This window comes from Microvirga arabica (assembly GCF_016811235.1).
Lineage (GTDB): Bacteria > Pseudomonadota > Alphaproteobacteria > Rhizobiales > Beijerinckiaceae > Microvirga > Microvirga arabica.
The window spans coordinates 1-17,722 of the sequence record NZ_JAFBID010000048.1 but is presented as its reverse complement, the minus strand read 5'-3'; the positions used below and the strand labels follow the sequence as shown (position 1 = coordinate 17,722).

The 17,722-nt window shown below is 64.6% G+C and carries 18 protein-coding genes, 1 tRNA gene, 1 pseudogene and 1 riboswitch; of the genes and pseudogenes, 13 read left to right on the top strand and 7 right to left on the bottom strand.

Annotated elements, in window-relative coordinates:
• The first annotated feature begins 79 nt into the window (after positions 1 to 79).
• The 5 genes from JQC81_RS20665 (at position 80) to ruvX (ending at position 5,022) form a co-directional block, all read left to right on the top strand.
• Entirely contained in the window at positions 80 to 1,345 is a 1,266-nt protein-coding gene (locus JQC81_RS20665) for an ABC transporter substrate-binding protein (RefSeq protein WP_203273647.1), read from the top strand.
• 2 nt (positions 1,346 to 1,347) lie between these two features.
• Positions 1,348 to 2,319, top strand: a complete 972-nt coding sequence (locus JQC81_RS20660) for a carbohydrate ABC transporter permease (RefSeq protein ID WP_203273646.1) — start codon at positions 1,348 to 1,350, stop codon at positions 2,317 to 2,319.
• A complete protein-coding gene (locus tag JQC81_RS20655; RefSeq protein WP_203273645.1) occupies positions 2,316 to 3,140 on the top strand; it encodes a carbohydrate ABC transporter permease in 825 nt (274 codons plus the stop codon). Before JQC81_RS20660 ends, JQC81_RS20655 begins: the two co-directional genes overlap by 4 nt.
• Before the next feature lie 18 nt (positions 3,141 to 3,158).
• Positions 3,159 to 4,286, top strand: coding sequence for an ABC transporter ATP-binding protein (locus tag JQC81_RS20650; RefSeq protein WP_203273644.1), 1,128 nt, complete (start codon positions 3,159 to 3,161; stop codon positions 4,284 to 4,286).
• Positions 4,287 to 4,464: 178 nt separating this feature from the next.
• Positions 4,465 to 5,022, top strand: coding sequence for a Holliday junction resolvase RuvX (gene ruvX / locus JQC81_RS20645; RefSeq protein WP_203273643.1), 558 nt, complete (start codon positions 4,465 to 4,467; stop codon positions 5,020 to 5,022).
• A 48-nt stretch (positions 5,023 to 5,070) separates the two neighbouring features.
• On the opposite strand, the gene JQC81_RS20640 is transcribed toward ruvX, so the two are convergent.
• Positions 5,071 to 5,625, bottom strand: coding sequence for a calcium-binding protein (locus JQC81_RS20640; protein ID WP_203273642.1), 555 nt, complete (start codon positions 5,623 to 5,625; stop codon positions 5,071 to 5,073).
• Between the two features lie 374 nt (positions 5,626 to 5,999).
• On the opposite strand from JQC81_RS20640, the gene JQC81_RS20635 reads away from it, so the two are divergent.
• Positions 6,000 to 6,073, top strand: a tRNA-Gln gene (locus JQC81_RS20635).
• A gap of 148 nt (positions 6,074 to 6,221) precedes the next feature.
• On the opposite strand, the gene JQC81_RS20630 is transcribed toward JQC81_RS20635, so the two are convergent.
• Entirely contained in the window at positions 6,222 to 6,596 is a 375-nt protein-coding gene (locus tag JQC81_RS20630; protein ID WP_203273641.1) for a hypothetical protein, read from the bottom strand.
• Positions 6,597 to 6,876: 280 nt separating this feature from the next.
• Between JQC81_RS20630 and JQC81_RS20625 the strand changes: the two genes are divergently transcribed.
• Entirely contained in the window at positions 6,877 to 8,115 is a 1,239-nt protein-coding gene (locus JQC81_RS20625) for an adenylate/guanylate cyclase domain-containing protein (protein ID WP_203273640.1), read from the top strand.
• A gap of 796 nt (positions 8,116 to 8,911) precedes the next feature.
• On the opposite strand, the gene JQC81_RS20620 is transcribed toward JQC81_RS20625, so the two are convergent.
• The gene (locus JQC81_RS20620) at positions 8,912 to 9,154 is read right to left on the bottom strand and encodes a DUF6894 family protein (RefSeq protein WP_203273639.1); all 243 of its coding nucleotides are present in this window, start codon (positions 9,152 to 9,154) and stop codon (positions 8,912 to 8,914) included.
• A gap of 223 nt (positions 9,155 to 9,377) precedes the next feature.
• Here JQC81_RS20620 and JQC81_RS20615 point away from each other — a divergent pair, with 223 nt between their 5' ends.
• Positions 9,378 to 9,632, top strand: a complete 255-nt coding sequence (locus JQC81_RS20615; protein ID WP_203273638.1) for a hypothetical protein — start codon at positions 9,378 to 9,380, stop codon at positions 9,630 to 9,632.
• 36 nt (positions 9,633 to 9,668) lie between these two features.
• Here the strand turns inward: JQC81_RS20615 and JQC81_RS20610 are convergent, their stop codons facing one another.
• Together JQC81_RS20610 and cobD are read right to left on the bottom strand one after the other, a co-directional pair.
• A complete protein-coding gene (locus JQC81_RS20610; RefSeq protein WP_203273637.1) occupies positions 9,669 to 9,839 on the bottom strand; it encodes a hypothetical protein in 171 nt (56 codons plus the stop codon).
• Between the two features lie 598 nt (positions 9,840 to 10,437).
• On the bottom strand, positions 10,438 to 11,433 hold the full coding sequence (gene cobD / locus JQC81_RS20605) for a threonine-phosphate decarboxylase CobD (RefSeq protein ID WP_312887561.1): 996 nt from the start codon (positions 11,431 to 11,433) through the stop codon (positions 10,438 to 10,440).
• A 20-nt stretch (positions 11,434 to 11,453) separates the two neighbouring features.
• Between cobD and cbiB the strand changes: the two genes are divergently transcribed.
• Positions 11,454 to 12,440: an adenosylcobinamide-phosphate synthase CbiB gene (gene cbiB, locus JQC81_RS20600; protein ID WP_203273635.1), complete on the top strand. Its 987-nt coding sequence runs from the start codon at positions 11,454 to 11,456 to the stop codon at positions 12,438 to 12,440.
• Here cbiB and JQC81_RS20595 read toward each other — a convergent pair.
• Both JQC81_RS20595 and cobO read right to left on the bottom strand, forming a co-directional pair.
• Positions 12,427 to 13,872 (bottom strand): cobyric acid synthase, encoded by a 1,446-nt coding sequence (locus JQC81_RS20595; protein ID WP_203273678.1) that lies wholly within the window; start codon positions 13,870 to 13,872, stop codon positions 12,427 to 12,429. The genes cbiB and JQC81_RS20595 overlap by 14 nt on opposite strands.
• Before the next feature lie 12 nt (positions 13,873 to 13,884).
• Positions 13,885 to 14,490, bottom strand: a complete 606-nt coding sequence (gene cobO / locus JQC81_RS20590; protein WP_203273634.1) for a cob(I)yrinic acid a,c-diamide adenosyltransferase — start codon at positions 14,488 to 14,490, stop codon at positions 13,885 to 13,887.
• Between the two features lie 104 nt (positions 14,491 to 14,594).
• Positions 14,595 to 14,783: riboswitch (cobalamin riboswitch) on the top strand.
• A gap of 121 nt (positions 14,784 to 14,904) precedes the next feature.
• On the opposite strand from cobO, the gene JQC81_RS20585 reads away from it, so the two are divergent.
• The 4 genes and pseudogenes from JQC81_RS20585 to JQC81_RS20570 form a co-directional block, all read left to right on the top strand.
• The gene (locus JQC81_RS20585; RefSeq protein ID WP_203273633.1) at positions 14,905 to 15,528 is read left to right on the top strand and encodes a HupE/UreJ family protein; all 624 of its coding nucleotides are present in this window, start codon (positions 14,905 to 14,907) and stop codon (positions 15,526 to 15,528) included.
• Positions 15,529 to 15,547: 19 nt separating this feature from the next.
• A complete protein-coding gene (locus JQC81_RS20580; RefSeq protein ID WP_203273632.1) occupies positions 15,548 to 15,931 on the top strand; it encodes a DUF1636 family protein in 384 nt (127 codons plus the stop codon).
• A 39-nt stretch (positions 15,932 to 15,970) separates the two neighbouring features.
• Complete coding sequence (gene cobW / locus JQC81_RS20575) at positions 15,971 to 17,008, top strand: cobalamin biosynthesis protein CobW (RefSeq protein ID WP_203273631.1); 1,038 nt, start codon at positions 15,971 to 15,973, stop codon at positions 17,006 to 17,008.
• Between the two features lies 1 nt (position 17,009).
• Positions 17,010 to 17,722 (top strand): annotated as a pseudogene (locus JQC81_RS20570) (hypothetical protein); the annotation flags it as partial.

Below are 17,722 nucleotides of genomic sequence, written 5' to 3'. Positions count from 1 at the left end.
CCATGTTCCAGAGGAACAAAACGGAGGGTCAAGGCTTAAGAAGCTAAGCAATAAACATCAAGCCTGCAGGAGGATAGCCATGCCACGTCTGATCGCCAGCCTCGGCTTCGCTGCCGGAATCCTCGCCTCGACGAGTGTCTGGGCGGTTGAAATCTCCATCTCGTGCAGCGCCCTGGGTAAGGAATACGAGATCTGCAAGCAGGGCGTCGATGCCTGGGCGAAGAAGACCGGCAACACGGTCAAGATCGTCTCGACGCCGAACTCCGCCACGGAGCGCCTCGCCCTCTACCAGCAGCTTCTGGCGGCGGGCGCATCCGACATCGACGTGTTCCAGATCGATGTGGTCTGGACCGGAATTTTGGCCGATCACCTGATGGACCTGACCGCCAAGGGCCAGGCCGATATCGACGATCACCTGCCCGCCATGGTCGAGACGAGCCGGGTCAACGGCAAGCTCATGGCCATGCCGTGGTTCGCCGATGCGGGCCTGCTCTATTACCGGCAGGATCTCCTCGACAAGTACAAGCGCCCGGTGCCGCAGACCTGGGCCGACCTCACGGAGACCGCCCGCATGATCCAGGACGGCGAGCGCAAAGAGGGGCGCGGCGACTTCTGGGGCTATGTGTGGCAGGGCCGCGCCTATGAGGGCCTGACCACCAACGCGCTCGAATGGGTCGCCTCCTTCGGCGGCGGCGCGATCGTCGACGACAAGGGCGACGTCACCATCGAGAACCCGAAAGCCGCGGAAGCCCTGAAGGCCGCCGCCGGATGGGTCGGCACCATCACGCCCGAAGGCGTGCTCAACTACACGGAAGAGGAATCGCGCGGCGTCTTCCAGTCCGGCAACGCCGCCTTCATGCGCAACTGGCCCTATGCCTGGGCGCTGGCGCAAGGCGCCGACAGCACCATCAAGGGCAAGGTCGGCATTGCGCCTCTGCCGAAGGGCGGCGCAGACGGACGCCATGCCGGCACCCTCGGCGGCCAGTTGCTGGCCGTGTCCAAGTACTCCAAGAACGCGGATGCCGCGACGGATCTCGTGCTGTACCTCACCGGCCAGGACGAGCAGAAGCGCCGCGCGGTCGAGGGCTCCTTCAATCCGACCATCGTGTCCCTCTACAGCGATGCGGACATCGCCAAGGCCAATCCGTTCATCGGCGATCTCGTGGACGTGTTCACCAACGCAGTCGCCCGCCCTGCCACCGCAACGGGGCAGAACTACAACAAGGTCTCGACTGAGTTCTTCAACACGGTGCACCAGGTGCTGTCGAAGCGCACGGAGCCCGCGCAGGCGCTGAACCGCCTCGACCGTGACCTGAAGCGGATCAAGCGCGACGGCTGGAAATAGGCATGACCAGCGCGGTCGCTCAAGGAAACGTCCCTGTGCCGCAACAGGCGCGGGGACGCCGCTCGTCCCTGACGCGCTCGCGCCTTCGCTCCGCATGGCTCTTCATCGCGCCGAGCCTTATCATCCTCGCGCTCATCGCCGGATGGCCCCTGGCGCGAACGATCTGGTTCAGCTTCACCGACGCGGACCTGAATAACCTCAGCGACTACGAGTTCATCGGGTTCGAGAATTATCTCGCCAATTACGACGGCGAATGGCTGGGACTTTTGACCGATCCCGACTGGTGGCAATCCGTCTGGAACACGGTGTGGTTCACCCTGGTCTCCGTATCCATCGAGACCGTGCTGGGGATCATCGTCGCGCTGATCCTCAACGCCGCCTTCCCGGGCCGCGGAATCATGCGCGCCATCATCCTCATTCCCTGGGCAATCCCCACCATCGTGTCCGCCAAGATGTGGAATTGGATGCTGCACGACCAGTTCGGCGTCATCAACGACATGCTCCTGCGCGTCGGCCTGATCGCCGCGCCCATGACCTGGACGGCCAATGCAGACACCGCGCTCTGGGCCGCCGTCGCCGTGGACGTCTGGAAGCACACCTCCTTCATGGCCCTGCTCATCCTGGCCGCCCTGCAGATGCTGCCGCAGGACATCTACGAGGCCGCGAAGGTGGACGGCGTGTCCCCCATCCGGGTGTTCTTCCGCATCACCCTGCCGCTGATCAAGCCGGCGCTGCTGGTCGCGGTGATCTTCCGCAGCCTCGATGCGCTGCGCGTGTTCGACCTCATCTATGTGCTGACCTCGAATTCGCGGGACACGGCATCCATGTCCATCTATGCGCGCCAGCAGCTCGTGGACTTCCAGGAGGTCGGCCTGGGCTCCGCCGCCTCCACGCTGATCTTCCTGATCATCGCGCTCATCGTCGTCATCACCCTGGCGGCAGGACGCATGCGCCTCGGGGAGGATCCGCGATGAAAATCCTCAGCCGCATCGGTTTCTGGCTTCTCGTCGTTGCCATCGGGGTCTTCGCACTCTTCCCGCTCTATTACGCTATCATCTCGTCCTTCCGCTCAGGCTCCTCGCTGTTCACGATCGCCTATCTGCCGGAGAGCTTCGATGTCTCGAACTACATCGCCGTCTTCGACCGCCAGCCCTTCGGCCAGAATATCCTCAACTCGATCATCGTCGCAGGCGCTGTGGTCGCCATCTCGCTGGGCTTAGGCATGACGGCAGCCTACGCCTTCGGGCGCATCGCGTTTCGCGGCCGCGCGCTCCTGCTCATGACGATCCTTGCGGTTTCCATGTTCCCGCAGGTGGCGGTGCTGTCGGGCATGTTCGAGCTGATCCGCAGCCTCGGACTTTACAACACCCTGCCGGGCCTGATCCTTGCCAATCTCATGCTCACCCTGCCCTTCACCATCTGGGTGCTGACCACCTTCATGCGCGAGCTGCCGAAGGAGATCGAGGAGGCGGCCTTCGTCGACGGCGCGACGCCCTGGATCGTCGTGCGGCGTGTTTTCCTGCCGCTCATGGCGCCGGCCGCGGTGACGACGGGACTGCTTGCCTTCATCGTATCGTGGAACGAGTTCCTCTTCGCCCTCACCTTCACCCTCACCAACGAACGGCGCACGGTGCCGCCCGCCATCGCCCTCATGACCGGCTCCACGGCCTATGAGCTGCCCTGGGGCACGATCATGGCGGCCTCCGTCATCGTGACCCTGCCGATCATCGCCCTAGTGCTCGTGTTCCAGCGCAAGATCGTGGCGGGCCTCACGGCAGGCGCGGTGAAGGGATAGTTCAAGGAATGGTCTGCAATGGCTGATGTGGTTCTCAAGAACGTCCAGAAATCTTTCGGACGCGCGAAGGTCATCCACGGAGTCGATCTCGACATCCGTGACGGCGAGTTCGTCGTTTTCGTGGGCCCCTCCGGCTGCGGGAAGTCGACGCTGCTCCGCCTCATCGCGGGCCTGGAGGACATCACCGGGGGCGATCTCTTCATCGGCGGCGAGCGGGTGAACGACCTCGCGCCCGCCAAGCGCGGCATCGCCATGGTGTTCCAGTCCTACGCGCTCTACCCGCACATGAATGTCTACGACAACATGGCCTTTGGGCTTGAGCTGGCGAAGTCCTCGAAGACCGAAATCGATGCCAAGGTGCGGGAAGCCGCGCGCCTGCTGCAGATCGAGGCCCTGCTCGACCGCAAGCCGCGCCAGCTCTCCGGCGGCCAGCGCCAGCGCGTCGCCATCGGCCGCGCCATCGTGCGCGATCCGAAGGTTTTTCTCTTCGACGAGCCGCTCTCCAACCTCGACGCAGCGCTTCGCGTGCAAACGCGCATCGAGATCGCCAAGCTCCACAACGACACACGCGCCACCATGATCTACGTGACCCACGACCAGGTGGAGGCGATGACGCTCGCCGACCGGATCGTGGTGCTTAACGCTGGCCGCATCGAGCAGGTGGGCACGCCGCTGGAGCTCTATCACCACCCGGCGAACCTGTTCGTGGCAGGCTTCATCGGCTCGCCGCAGATGAACTTCATCGAGTGCCAGGTCGCAGGCGTCGGTCCGGGCGAGGTGCTGGTGAGCCTACCCGGCGGCGGCACCCTGTCGGTCCCGGTTCAGCCGGACGGCGTGGAGGCCGGAGAGCCGGTCACGCTGGGCATCAGGCCGGATCATGTGAGGATCAGCCCCGAGGGCACTCTCTCCGGCCGCGTGGAGCTGGTGGAGGAGCTGGGCGAGAATCACCTCCTCTACGTGGATGCGGGCCAGGGCCGCCGTCTCACCGTCCGCGAGCCCGGCGACGCGCGGCACGAGGCGGGCTCGACCGTTTCCGTCGATCTCGCCCGCGCGTTCTGCCACCTGTTCCGAGGCACCGGCGAGGCCCTGCGCCCCCGGACAGATGTCACGAGTCCCACCTCCCCGGTGACCAGCAGCGCGGCATAAGCCCTGCTGTCATTCGCGGAAGGACGCGCAGCGGAGGGGAAGGGAATCCACGGCACCGAGGGTGTGACTGGATCCCCTTCCCGCACTTCATGCGCCGGGGATGACACGGAGTGCGCTCGACGCAACGCCACTTCCTCTATACTGCCTGTAATCCACGAGGCTGATGAGGAGGCTGCGCATGATTTCCAAGGACGACGAGCTGGTCGCCTTCATCGACGGCCTGCCCCCGCGCGCGCGCCTCATGGGTCTCGACCTCGGCACCAAGACCATCGGCCTTGCCCTCTCCGACGTGGAGCGGCGGATCGCAACGCCGCTGGAGACGATCAAGCGGGTGAAGTTCACCCCTGACGTGGGGCGCATCAAGGATCTCGCCGACCGCTACGAGGTGGGTGGGCTCGTCTTCGGCCTTCCGCTCAACATGGACGGCACGGAAGGCCCGCGCTCGCAGGCCACCCGCGCCTTCATCCGGAACATGAAGCCCCTGCTGCCCCTGCCGGTCCTGTTCTGGGACGAGCGCATGTCCACCATGGTGGTGACTCGCACCCTGCTCGATGCGGACGCCTCCCGGGCCAAGCGCGCCGACGCGGTGGACAAGATGGCTGCGGCCTACATCCTGCAGGGAGCGCTCGACCGCTACGAGCGGATTGCCGCCGATGCGGCCGACGCGGAGGACGAGGCCGCCGCAAGGGCCGGTCTCGACATGGAAACGCCGCCCGGAGGCGGCGCTATGGATTGAGTCGATTGGGCGTATCCGGCACAGGAATGAGGCCGGCTAGGCTCAAGCCTACAACACACCGAAGTCCTTGTAGGTCAGTCTCAGATTCGCATCGAGCTGGGCAAATTGCACAGCGGTCTTCGAACCTGTGCCGTCAGCATCGTAGTATAGGGCGCCCGTACCCTTGTCGTAGATGATACGATCACTGGAGTCGTGCGCTTCAGAACCCGTCCAGAAAGCGGATGACCGGATGTAGCCTTTCGAGTCGGCGGACACCTTGAAGATCTTCTTATCAAGGAGGATCGAGTCGTACTTGACACTGAAATCGTCAATGACATCGATGTTGCTGCTCGACGGCTTGGTATCGAAGCCGAAGAAATCGTACCCAGAGCCTCCAACCAGCGTATCCTGGCCCAAGCCACCTGCGAGAATGTCATTCCCGCCTTCACCGTAGAGCTTGTCGTTGCCGGACCCGCCATCGATGACATCGCCACCGCCTCGGCCCCAAAGAGTGTCATTCCCTCCGGCGCCCCCAAGAACATTGCCGCGGCTGTCACCGTAGACTTTGTCGCTTCCGGATGTGCCCATCGCCACACCCTTGCTGTTAACTCTCTTGGTCGCCATAAAACCGTTCCTCTGAATAAACTAACGTAAAGTCAGACCCCACCGAACCTGACTAAAATCCGCAAGCCCGAAAGGCAACACTATAATGATGAGATGATCTCGATCATTAGAAGCGGAGCCTTGTTCCTGAACCATTTCGGTGAAGACGAGCGGTGCGTGAGCACACGGGCCGAGAGCCCAATGGCGAGCAGAAATCAAGTCTGTGGCGTCGCACAGCCCAGCTCTGTTCGAACAGACCAACTCAGCCGGTGAATTCGAGGCTTGACGAGGCGTCAAAAGCCCCCTATCTCACCGCCACCACAGCGCCGGCTGACACATCTTCCCCCTCGCGGGACAGCTCCTGGAAAAAGAGCGAAAGATATCAGTCCGTTCGGTGGGGGATAGTTTAATGGTAGAACAGCGGACTCTGACTCCGTTAGTCTTGGTTCGAATCCAGGTCCCCCAGCCACTCTGCTCTTGAGGCTCAGTGCCGCACCCTCCTCCGCAGGTTCGAACCCACTTTTGAGGCAGCGTCACGCCGCCTCCGACTTAACCATCTGCACTTGACTGGGAAGGCCCGCTGCCACGCTTAGCGGGAACGTTCGTCCGCGGCTTGGCTAATTGGCGTGAACAGGCTCGAAGGTGCTCTTGAGCGGGTGCGGGTTCCAATCTCCGGTCGAGGCCGATGTCGCTTCTGACGGGCCGGACCACCGCCGCTCGAAACTTTTGGCCGCCTCCTGGTCCTTGAACCCCATCAGGCCAAAGCCGGTGCGGATATGGAAAAAGTCGTAAGGCGCGCCCTCATTCTCGAGCCAGCGAACGACCTGAAGCTTGAGCGCTCTCTTGCTGCCGTTCCACACGTCCCAGTCGTTGACCAGGAAAACGAAGGGCCAGAGCCTGGCATAGGCCTCGACCTCGTAGCAGGTCGCCGAGGCCAGTTCCTCATCGCGCGTGGAAGCCACAATGGCCTCTTTGATCTTCTCCAGTTCCATCGCTGCCCTGCCTCATAGTAGCGCTAGATCATGGCTGCCCCGAATCGGATGTCGGCGCCGCATGGCCACCGATATACCTCACATTAGGTAAACGATAGGTCATTTGGGCAGTTCCAAACGGATGCTGCTTGAAAGGCAAGGGGCTCGCGCTACCGGCGAGATGCGCCGGCCTTCGTGGCCCTCGGGACCCGCCTGTCGTCAGCGGGCTCGCTGAGTTGCACCCCAGGCTGTACACTTGGTCCGTTCGGGGCGCCCGAGAAGGCGTCCCAAGCGTAGGGTCATGAGAGCTCCTCGCAGGAACCCGGCCGGTGATCGGGCCAACACGGATCGCATTGAAGTGGTCGGATCGATGGATCGGACGGAAGCTCTCGCGCGCTGGCTGGCCGATGAGGCCCGGCACGATACCGTGCAGGAGCTGTTTGCCGGCTTCTGCAAGGAAGTCGTGCGATCCGGTACCCCCGTCTGGCGCGCCTCCCTGGGCCTGGAGGTGCTGCATCCGGAGGTGAGCGGCTGGCAGCACGTCTGGACGAGCGAGAGCCTGTCGATGCGCGAAGCCGACCGGGCCACGGCTGCCACATCGCCGTCCTACCTCAACAGCCCGACCCGGATCGTCGACGACACCGAGCAGCCGTTCCGCCGCCGGCTCGGGGCGCCCTGCCCCGACCTGCCGCTCCTGGAGGAGCTGCGCCTCGCCGGAGGGGCGGACTACATCATGTATCCCCTGCCTTTCCTGGACCGGACCCGCACCGCCGTGATTTCCTTCGCCACCCGGGACCCGGAGGGTTTCGACCCTGCATCGCTCGACCGGCTGGAGCGCGCCACAAGGCTTCTGAGCCCGTACCTGGAGCGGCATGTCCTGCGCCGCATCGCCGTCGACCTGCTCGAGACCTATGTCGGCCCCCGCACGGGACAGCGCATCATCGAGGGCCGGGTGGATCGGGGCGCCGTGGAGATGATCGAGGCAGCGATCTGGTTTGCCGACTTGCGGGGCTTCACGCTCCTGTCCGAGCAATCCCCCATCCCGGCGGTGCTGGCCCATCTGAATGCCTGGTTCGGCATCATCGGTGATGTGGTGGGGGCGCATGGCGGCGAGGTGCTCAAGTTCATCGGCGATGCCGTGCTGGCGATCTTCCCGACCTCGGCCGAGCGCGACCGCGCGGCAGCCTGCCGTCAGGCGCTGGCGGCCGCCCAGGAGTTCTGCCGGCGAAGCGAGGCCGAGAACGTTCAGCGCGCGTTCTCCGGCAGCCCTCCTCTGGAGCACGGCCTGGCGCTGCATGTGGGCGAAGTGGCCTATGGCAATGTGGGAGCCTCGCACCGGCTCGATTTCACGGTGATCGGCCCGGCCGTGAACCGGGCCAGCAGACTCCTGGATCTGGCCAAGCGCCTGGACCGGCCGGTGATCGTCTCCCACGCCCTTGCGCGCGAGGTGAATCGACCCCTGGTCGATCTCGGACGCTACCGGCTGCGCGACGTCGAGAAGCCGCAGCGGGTCTTCACCCTGCCCGAGAGCGATTCATGAAGCCGATCGCTCCCGGAGCTCTCGGTGAAGTCCCATTGTCTCTGGTGCACAAATCGAGACGCGGGATTTCAGCCCTTAGTTGTAGATGGGGGCGACGTTGACACCGGCTCATCCTGCCACACCTAAGCAACCTATGTTAATTTCACAGAGAGCTGGGTTCCGATGAGGCGAGTTCTGGGCCGCAAAGCGGTGCCCAATGATCCCATCGACAGAGGCCTTGTGGCTACGGCACTCGTGGCTGCGCTGACGGCGTTCCTCATCTGCTGCCAGCTCCCCTGAAGCCGGACTGTGCACCGGAAGCGGCATGCGCCGCCGCTTACTCCCGCCTGCCCCTTGGCGCAAAAGTGGATCCACTTTTGCTCTAGCCCCTCGGATGAGACGAACGAAGCCTGAGGCTGTTATTGTTCATGAAGTGAGCCGATCCTCACAACGTGAGCAACGATATGCGTTTTTCGACTTTGTTCGTCTTTGCCGCAGCGAGCCTTATCTCCGCGAGTGCTTTCGCTCAGGAGGGAGGATGGGCCTCTACCCCGGAAGGGAAAGCGCGCTGGGATGCGTGCTACAAGGAGACCCGGTTGATCCACAGAACCCGCAACAGATCCAGCGAGGACTACAGGGAGATCGTCAAGGCGGCTCGCCGGGATCATATGCGTGACTGCATGACGAGAGCACAACCTCCCGCGCCCGTGCGGGTCGCGGTGCCGACAGACCGATTCCCCGAGACCGCTCTGTCAGGCTGGGTCAGCAACAACTGATCGACGCTGCGCCCGTTTCACAACGACGCATCCTGTAGCGTTCAACGCTTCGTCGTTTCAATGTCGGAGCAGGGAATGATCAGCACCGGGCGAAGATCCTCACCGACGATCTCGATGAAGATCTCGTCGCTGTAACCCGACGGCATCGCGGCCCAGTTGTGCAGGAGCGTCTGAACTACCTTCAGGGCTTCGGACTTGGCGGCCGCGATATCCGGCAACTCGACGCCGCTCGGATCCTCGTTGATTCCGAAATGGCTTCTGATATCGATGTAATAACGGGGCACAGGCGATCCCCCCGACAACTCTGGACCTGAGGGGATGCCCCTCACTATATACACCAATGTTAATCGACAGCATGCATCGCTGAAATTCACTCTGAATCGCCCCTCCACTCTTTCGAGCAGATCCTGCTCTCCTCAAAGGGATGTGGCCCAGCCTCTCAGGTTCGAGAGGATCAGATGCCGGCGCTTGATGTTATCAGTAGATGGAAGCGCCTCAGGAGTTCCGATGCTCTTACCCTGGATGAAACTCGCAACAGACACCACGATGCTGGCCTTCGAGGCGCAGGCGGTGATCTGGACCCGTATGTCACATGCTGCGATGGGCCGGGGCTCCCCGGCCGAGAACATGCTCATGGTGACGGAGAAGATCACGGCTTTCACCGAGGCGGCCGCCGTGCTTGCCGCCGGCGGCTCCGCTCACGCGATCGTCAAGGGATATCGCAAGAAAGTCCGTGCCAACGTGAAACGCCTGAGGCGGTAGGCACAGCGAAACCAACCTGAGCAGCTCCGTGCCCGATCAGCGCGGAGCGACCGTATCCGGGTTGGACGGGATCGGCTTGATCGTCTCCTGGCTGGCGGCCCGGCCCGGTGCGCCCTCCGGATCGGAGTGCGTTTCGCGAAGCGCGAAGAAGACGACGACAACGGCAAGGGCGACGAGCGCGAGCGCCGTCCAGCTTCGGGTGTTCATGAGATGCTCTCCTTCAGGGCCATGTCCTCAGGCCATGTCAGAGGGCTGAACTCAGGCGCTATCGGCTGGTTCCTCGCTCAACATCCCCGATCATCACAATAGCGATCGTATCGTTCGGGCTCGGCGACGGACGGGGACAGGTGTCCGGCGAACCGGTGGACACCCCCCCAAAAGGCCTCCTGGATCAGAGAGGTGCGACACTTTGCGCTGCAAAGATCGCAAGATGCTTTCCCAAGACGCGGTTTCCGTTCCGAAAGCAAACGGCCTCGAAGCCTATGGGACGGTAATCCTTTTGTTTGAACGAATTTAAGGACTGTCTTCGAGCCGCCATCGAGCGAATAGCCAAGTTTATTCCACGCAGTTTTCATGCCTAGGCATAAGCTTGGCCGCAGGGGCCTACGTAATTTCCACTACTCCATTTAGCGGACAAATCAGCTTATGGTTTTTTCATTGAAGCGGAACGATTATACACACGTTGACCAAACATATACTTTAAGAAACTACCGTGTCGGTGGGGGCAGATACGGCTAGAGCCGCGAACCGGTTTTATAAACTGGGCGCGGCTTTCCTTTTTTCTGATCGATGAAGAAACGGACGCTTAGCTTAAAGAAAAGCGGGTCAATACCGCTTCAAGACGCCGCCACTCTGCTTCATCGCGGGGCAGCCCGAATCTGAGCAGATGCGGGCTGTACTGAAACCGCCTCACCCAGATGCCATGCTCTCCCAGCGCCCGGAAAAGTCGGCCTGCCGAGGAGCTTTCGAGCAGACGATAGAGGATCGTGCCTCGCAGGGTCGCGTCTGAAACCGAGCTCAGGAGAGCGTCCAGGCGGCGGGCGTCGACGGTGCGGTCCGCTCGGGTCGCCTCAAGCCATTCCCGGTCGCGCAGAGCCTTCCGACCCGCCTCCAGGGCAGGCCCCGACACGGCCCAGGGCCCGAGCGCCGATCTCAACCTCGCGGCGATCGGCTCCGGCGCCACCGCGAAGCCGATCCTAAGCCCCGCCAGGCCATAGGTCTTGCCGAAGGAGCGCAGGACAACTGCATTGGCTGGCAACACAGGCGCGAGGCTCTCGCCGGCGTCGAAATCGGCAAAGGCCTCATCCACCACAAGCCACCCACCCTGGGGGCGCAGATGCTCGGCCAGGCGAAGCAGGGTCTCGCGGTCCAGCAGTCGGCCATCGGGATTGTTGGGATTGACCACGACCGCCACATTCGCACTGTCGAGACGGTCCGGAGACGGGACTTCGTCCACGTCGTGCCCGGCGTTGCGCCAGGCATAGGCATGCTCCGCATAGGTTGGTCCCAGGATGGCGACACGCGAACGTGAGCGCAGATGCGGTATCAGGCTGATCAGAACCTGCGTGCCGGGCGCCGCAACCACCATCGCGGCATCGTTGGCGCCATAGGCTTCCCGGGCTGCTGCCTCGAGATCCCGGTGATCGGCCGGCGACGGCAACCGCTCGAACAGGGAGGCTGGCAAGAGGGGCACCGGATAGGCTATGGGGTTGATCCCCGTCGACAGGTCGATCCATGGCTCGGGTGCCTGCGGAAACAGCCGCCGGGCCTCGTCCAGATCGCCCCCGTGCCAGATCCGCATCTCACCCATCCCGTTCACCCATGGCCCTCTCCGACAGCCTCCCGATCTTGTGCCTCGCCCTCGCGGCGGAGGCGGCTGTGGGCTATCCCGACCGCCTTTACACGGCGATCGGCCATCCCGTCACCTGGATCGGGCGGCTGATCAAGGGGCTCGACCAGGGTTTGAACCGGGACGCTTGGTCCTTCCGGGAGCGGCGCATGGCCGGCATCGTGGCGCTCCTGGTTCTGCTTACCGCAACAGGACTGACGGCCTGGGCGCTGAGCGCGCTCCTCCAGCCACTCGGCCTCATCGGAATTCTTCTCCTGGCCATTCTCGCCAGCAGCCTCATCGCCCAGCGCAGCCTGCACGAGCATGTGGCGGCCGTGTCGAAGGGGCTGCGCGAGGATGGAATTGAAGGCGGGCGCAGGGCCGTCTCCATGATCGTCGGGCGCAATCCGCAGAGGCTCGACGAGGCGGGAGTCTCCCGCGCCGCAATCGAGAGCCTGGCGGAAAACTTCTCCGACGGAATCGTGGCGCCCGCCTTCTGGCTCGGCTTCGGCGGCCTGCCGGGCGCGGCGCTCTACAAGGCGGCCAACACCGCCGACAGCATGATCGGCCACCGCACGCCCCGGCACGAGGCCTTCGGCTGGGCGGCGGCGCGGTTCGACGATCTGGTGAACCTGCCCGCCTCGCGCCTGTCGGCGCTTCTCATCGTTGCTGCAGCTGCCCTGCATCGGGGAGCCTCTCCCCTGAATGCATGGCGCGCTGTCCGCCGCGATGCCTCTCATCACCGCTCGCCCAATGCCGGCTGGCCCGAGGCCGCAATGGCAGGAGCGCTGGGCCTGCGGCTTGCGGGACCGCGCGTCTATGGCGACGTCCGGGTCGAAGATCACTGGATGGGAAATGGACGCGCGGAGGCAACGGCCGACGACATCGACCGGGCGCTTGCCCTCTACCGCACGGCCTGCGCGCTGCTCTTCGGTCTCGCTGCGGGATCGGCGTTGCTGGCCTGGATCATCGGGCGCTGATCGCCAGCAGCCGCTCGCAATCGAGATGCGCCTCGAGGTGATCGGCGAAGCGGTCGAGGATATCGTCGACCAGAGCCTCGTAGGCCAGATCGCTCGTCTCGGCGCCTAACAGCTTGAGCCATCGCGCTCGCTGGCGATCGTCGGCGAAGAGGCCGTGCACGTAGGTGCCCGCCACGCGGCCATCGGCCGAGACGGCTCCATCAGCGTGTCCATTCGCCAGTCGCGCGAAGGGCTGCCGCGATGCGTCTGGTCCCGATGTCTCGCCGATATGCATCTCGTAGCCGGAAAGCGGCGTTCCGTCGGGGATCGTGGCGCCTGTCACGGCCTCCAGCCGTTTCTCTGCTGTCAGCGTGGTCGACACGTCGAGAAGCCCGAGGCCCTCAATGGTGCGGCCCGCCTCTCCTTCGATGCCGAAAGGATCGTCGATCCGCTGCCCCAGCATCTGGTAGCCGCCGCAGAGGCCGAGCACCCGTCCGCCTCGACGCACATGCGCCTTGAGGTCGATGTCCCAGCCCTGCCGGCGGATGAAGAGCAGGTCGTCGATGGTGGTTTTGGAGCCCGGCAGCAGCACGAGCGCCGCTTCCACCGGCAGAGGCTGACCGGCTTCGACCAGAACCACCTCCACGCCCGGTTCCTCGCGCAGGGGATCAAGGTCGTCGAAGTTGGAGATCCACGGCGTCACCGGCACGGCGATCACGACCGAGCCCTTGCGCCCCTCACGCCGCAACCCCAACCCATCCTCCGCCGGAAGGCGGGCGGCGTCAGGAAAATGCGGCACGAGGCCGAGCGCCGGCCAGCCGGTGCGCTCGCTTACAATGCGCATGCCGCTTTCGAACAGGGCCGGATCGCCCCGGAAGCGGTTGACGATAAAGCCGCGGATCATCGCGGCATCCGCTTCGTCGACTACCGCCTTGGTGCCGACAAGACTGGCGATGACCCCGCCCCGGTCGATATCGCCCACCAGCACCACGGGCACATTCGCCGCGCGGGCAAAGCCCATATTGGCGATGTCTCCGGCGCGGAGGTTCACCTCGGACGCCGAGCCCGCCCCTTCGACGAGCACGAGGTCGGCTTCGCCGGAGAGCTGCGAAAAGCTGTCGAGGACCGCCTCCATGAGGCGCGGCTTCCAGGACTGGTACTCGCGCGCCTTCGCCGTGCCGACCACGCGCCCCTGCACCACCACCTGCGAGCCGATCTCGCTCTGGGGCTTCAGCAGCACCGGGTTCATATGGACGCTGGGTGCCACGCCCGCCGCCCGCGCCTGCAGCGCCTGGGCTCGGCCGATCTCGCCGCCATCGGCCGTGACGGCGGCATTGTTGGACATGTTCTGCGGCTTGAACGGCCGGACCCTCAAGCCCTTGCGCGCGAACACCCGGCACAGGCCCGCCACCAGGAGCGACTTGCCCACATTGGAGCCGGTGCCCTGCACCATGAGCGCGCGCATCTAGAACTCCACGCCTTCCTGGGCCTTCACGCCGGCAGCGAAATGGTGCTTCACCAGGGTCATCTCGGTGACGAGATCGGCCGCCTCGATCAGTTCCGGCTTCGCATTGCGGCCCGTAACCACGATGTGCAGATCGGGCCGGCGCTGCCTCAGGGTTTCGACCACCTCGGTCAGGTCTAGGTACTCGTAGCGCAGCGCTATGTTGAGCTCGTCCAGCACCAGGAGGCGAATATCATCCCGAGCCATCAGCTCCTTCACCGTCTCCCAGGCCCGCTCGGCCGCCGCCACGTCGCGGGAGCGGTCCTGGGTTTCCCAGGTAAAGCCCTCGCCCATGGTGTGCCACTCCACCTGATCGGCGAAGCGGTCCAGCGCCATGCGCTCGCCGGTCTCCCAGGCACCCTTGATGAACTGCACCACGCCAACGCGAAAACCGCGCCCGAGCGCCCGCAGCATCAGGCCGAAGGCGGCCGTCGACTTGCCCTTGCCTGGGCCGGTATGGACGATGAGGAGCCCCTTCTCGACGGTTTTGGAGGCGACCTCCCGGTCCTGCACCTCCTTACGCTTGATCATCTTGGCGCGGTGGCGCGCCTCTTCGTCCTGGGTCATCCCGGCCTGCTTTCCTGTGGAAGGGCCGCACCATGAACAGGCTGAGACCCGATTTCAAGGCCGGCCATGCCCGATGCCCAGGCTTGAAACATCCCCCCTGGCCAGCTAAGCATGGGGGTGACGGTGCCCCGGCAACGGGGTGAAAAGGGAATGCGGTGAGACACCGCGGCTGCCCCCGCAACTGTAAGCGGCGAGCCTTCGCTCCAAATGCCACTGGGATCTAATCCCGGGAAGGCGGCAGCGAAAAGCATCGACCCGCGAGCCAGGAGACCTGCCGTCAGCCTTTGCTTCTATCGGGTCTGCTGGACGGGGTGTGCCGGCGGTGACCGTAGTCGAATGACCCACCGTCGTTCGGTTCCGTCCGTGGAAGCTCAACAGACTCGAAAAACCACGAGTCTCCCGACGGAGAGAACGATGACGATTCTGCCCAAGACCCGCCTTCTTGCCCTGACGCTCGCCGGCCTTGCCGCAGCGACGCCGGCCTTCGCCCACCACCCCATGGGCGGCATGATTCCGGCCACCTTCACCCAGGGCCTGCTTTCGGGTCTCGGCCACCCGGTCATCGGTCTCGATCACCTCGCCGCCCTCGTGGGTGTCGGCCTCGTCGCCTCGCGCTTTGCCCGTGGGCTCATGCTTCCGGCCTTCTGGCTCGTGGCCATGGCGGCTGGTGTCGGCCTGCACCTGATGAGCGCCGACCTGCCCTACGCGGAACTTCTCGTGGCGCTCAGCGTCGTAGCCCTCGGCCTTGCGGCGACGATGCGCACCAACCTGCCCTATGGTTTGATTGCCGCTCTGTTCGCGGCCGGCGGCGCCGTGCATGGCTACGCCCTGGGCGAGTCGATCATCGGCGCCGAAGCCACCCCGCTTGCCGCCTATCTCATCGGTCTCGTGACGATACAGACCGCGCTGACCACGGGGGTGGCTTTTGCCGCCCGCTCGGTTGCGAAGGGCACACTCGCCGCTCCCGCCCTGCGTCTCGCAGGTCTAACCATCGCGGTCACAGGCGCGGCCTTCCTCGCCCTGCCAGCTTTTGCCTGAGCGGATCGGCTCACAAGCGATGACCTCACCCCCTGAGGAGATCTGCCTGCATGTCTGCGTCGCCTGCCGTCAGGCGGGTGGCCCGGACGACAAGGCGCTCCGGCCCGGCGCGATCCTTCACCGGGCGCTGACCGAAGCGCTTGAGCACCCCGACGCGCCCAAAGTGCGTGTGGAGCCGGTCGAGTGCCTCTCCGTGTGCAAGCGCCCCTGCACCATCGCGGTCTCCGGCCCCGGGCGATGGACCTACATCTATGGGGATCTGAGCGCCGACACTTCGGTGGAGACCATTCTCGACGGGCTGCGCCGCTATGCAGCAACCGCCGACGGCCTCGTGCCGTGGCGCGAGCGGCCGGAGGCGTTCCGCAAAGGCGTGGTCGCCCGCATTCCTCCGTTCAAGACTTAACAGCGCGGCCTGAGACACGCCGCCGAAAGGCAAGCTTTCATGAGCGATCTCTCGAAGATCCCCTGCACGATCATCACCGGATTCCTCGGGGCCGGCAAAACCACCCTGGTGCGCCACTTGCTTGAGAATGCCAATGGGCGCCGCCTTGCGGTTCTCGTCAACGAGTTCGGCGACCTCGGCTTCGACGGCTCCTTCATCGAGGGCTGCGGCATCGAGGGCTGCACGCAGGACGATATCGTGGAACTGCCCAACGGCTGCATCTGCTGCACGGTGGCGGACGATTTCGTGCCCGCCCTGAACATCCTGCTCAACCGACCCAACCCGCCGGAGCACATTCTCATCGAGACTTCCGGCCTCGCCCTGCCGAAGCCCCTGGTCCGCGCCTTCAACTGGCCCGAAATTCGCTCCCGCGTGACGGTGGATGGCGTGGTCGCCGTAGTGGACGGTCCGGCCGTTGCGTCCGGCGCCTTCGCCGACGATCCGGATGCGCTCGAAGCCCAGCGCGCGGCAGATACCTCCGTCGATCACGAGAACCCGCTGGAGGAGGTGTTCGAGGACCAGTTGCTCTGTGCTGACCTCGTCATCCTCAACAAGACCGACCAGATGCAGGCCGCCGACAAGAGCAAGGTCCTGGCCGAGATCAACGAGCACCTGCCCCGCGCCGTGAAGGTGATCGAGGCCGCTCACGGCAAGGTGGACCCGACCGTGCTGCTCGGAATGGGCGCCGCGGCAGAGGCCGATCTCGACGCCCGCCCCTCTCATCACGAGACGGAGGACGATCACGACCACGACGATTTCGAGAGCATCGCGATCCCCGTCGATGCCGTTGCGACCCCGGAAGTTCTCGTCGCCCGCGTGGAGCGCGCGGCCGAGGCTGCCGGCGTGCTGCGCATCAAGGGCTTCGCGCCGGTGAACGGCAAGCCCATGCGCCTCGTGGTGCAGGGCGTCGGCCAGCGCGTTGCGCATCACTTCGACCGGCCGTGGAAGGTCAATGAGGCGCGCGACGGACGCATGGTGGTGATCGGCCTCAAAGGCTTCGACGTGAAGGCCGTCGAAGCCGCCTTGCGCGCGGGATGACATGCATCTCCTTCCGGTCACGACGGTTTCCCTTGAGGAAGGCCAGGAGGCGATCGACCTCCAGCAGCCTCCCGGGGATATCGTCGTCCTCTCGTTTGCGGACAGTGACCTCGGCGCGCTGGCGGCTGCCCACAGATTAAGGGCGGGCGGACCCTCGCTGCGCCTCGCATCCTTGCGCCGCCTGCGCCATCCTCTCTCGGTCGATCTCTACATCGACAACACGGCGTCAAAAGCGCGCTTCGTGCTCGTGCGCTGCCTCGGCGGCCTCGATTACTGGCGCTACGGACTGGAGCGCCTGTCGGCCGCGTGCCGCCTGCAGGGCGTGAAGCTTGCTGTGCTTCCGGGCGATGATCGCCCCGACCCCCGGCTCGCAGCCTACGCCACCGTTTCGCGGGAACTCTGCGACGGGATGGAAGCCTATTTCCAGGCCGGCGGCATCGACAACATGAGCCGCCTGCTCGCGTGCATTGGGGCGGAGATCGGTGAGGCAGAAGCTATTGTTGAGTCGCCACGCGCCGCTCCACGGGCCTTTGCTTGGGCTCCTGCTCCTGCAACACGATTCTCCGACCTCATCCTGAGGAGCCGCGGCAGCGGCGTCTCGAAGGAGGTTCCAGAGAGCACTGGATCCTTCGAGACGCAGACTTCGTCTGCTCCTCAGGATGAGGTCTGTGGGATCGGAGGCGGCGGCATCGTCGACCCTGAGGCCGCTCTCGC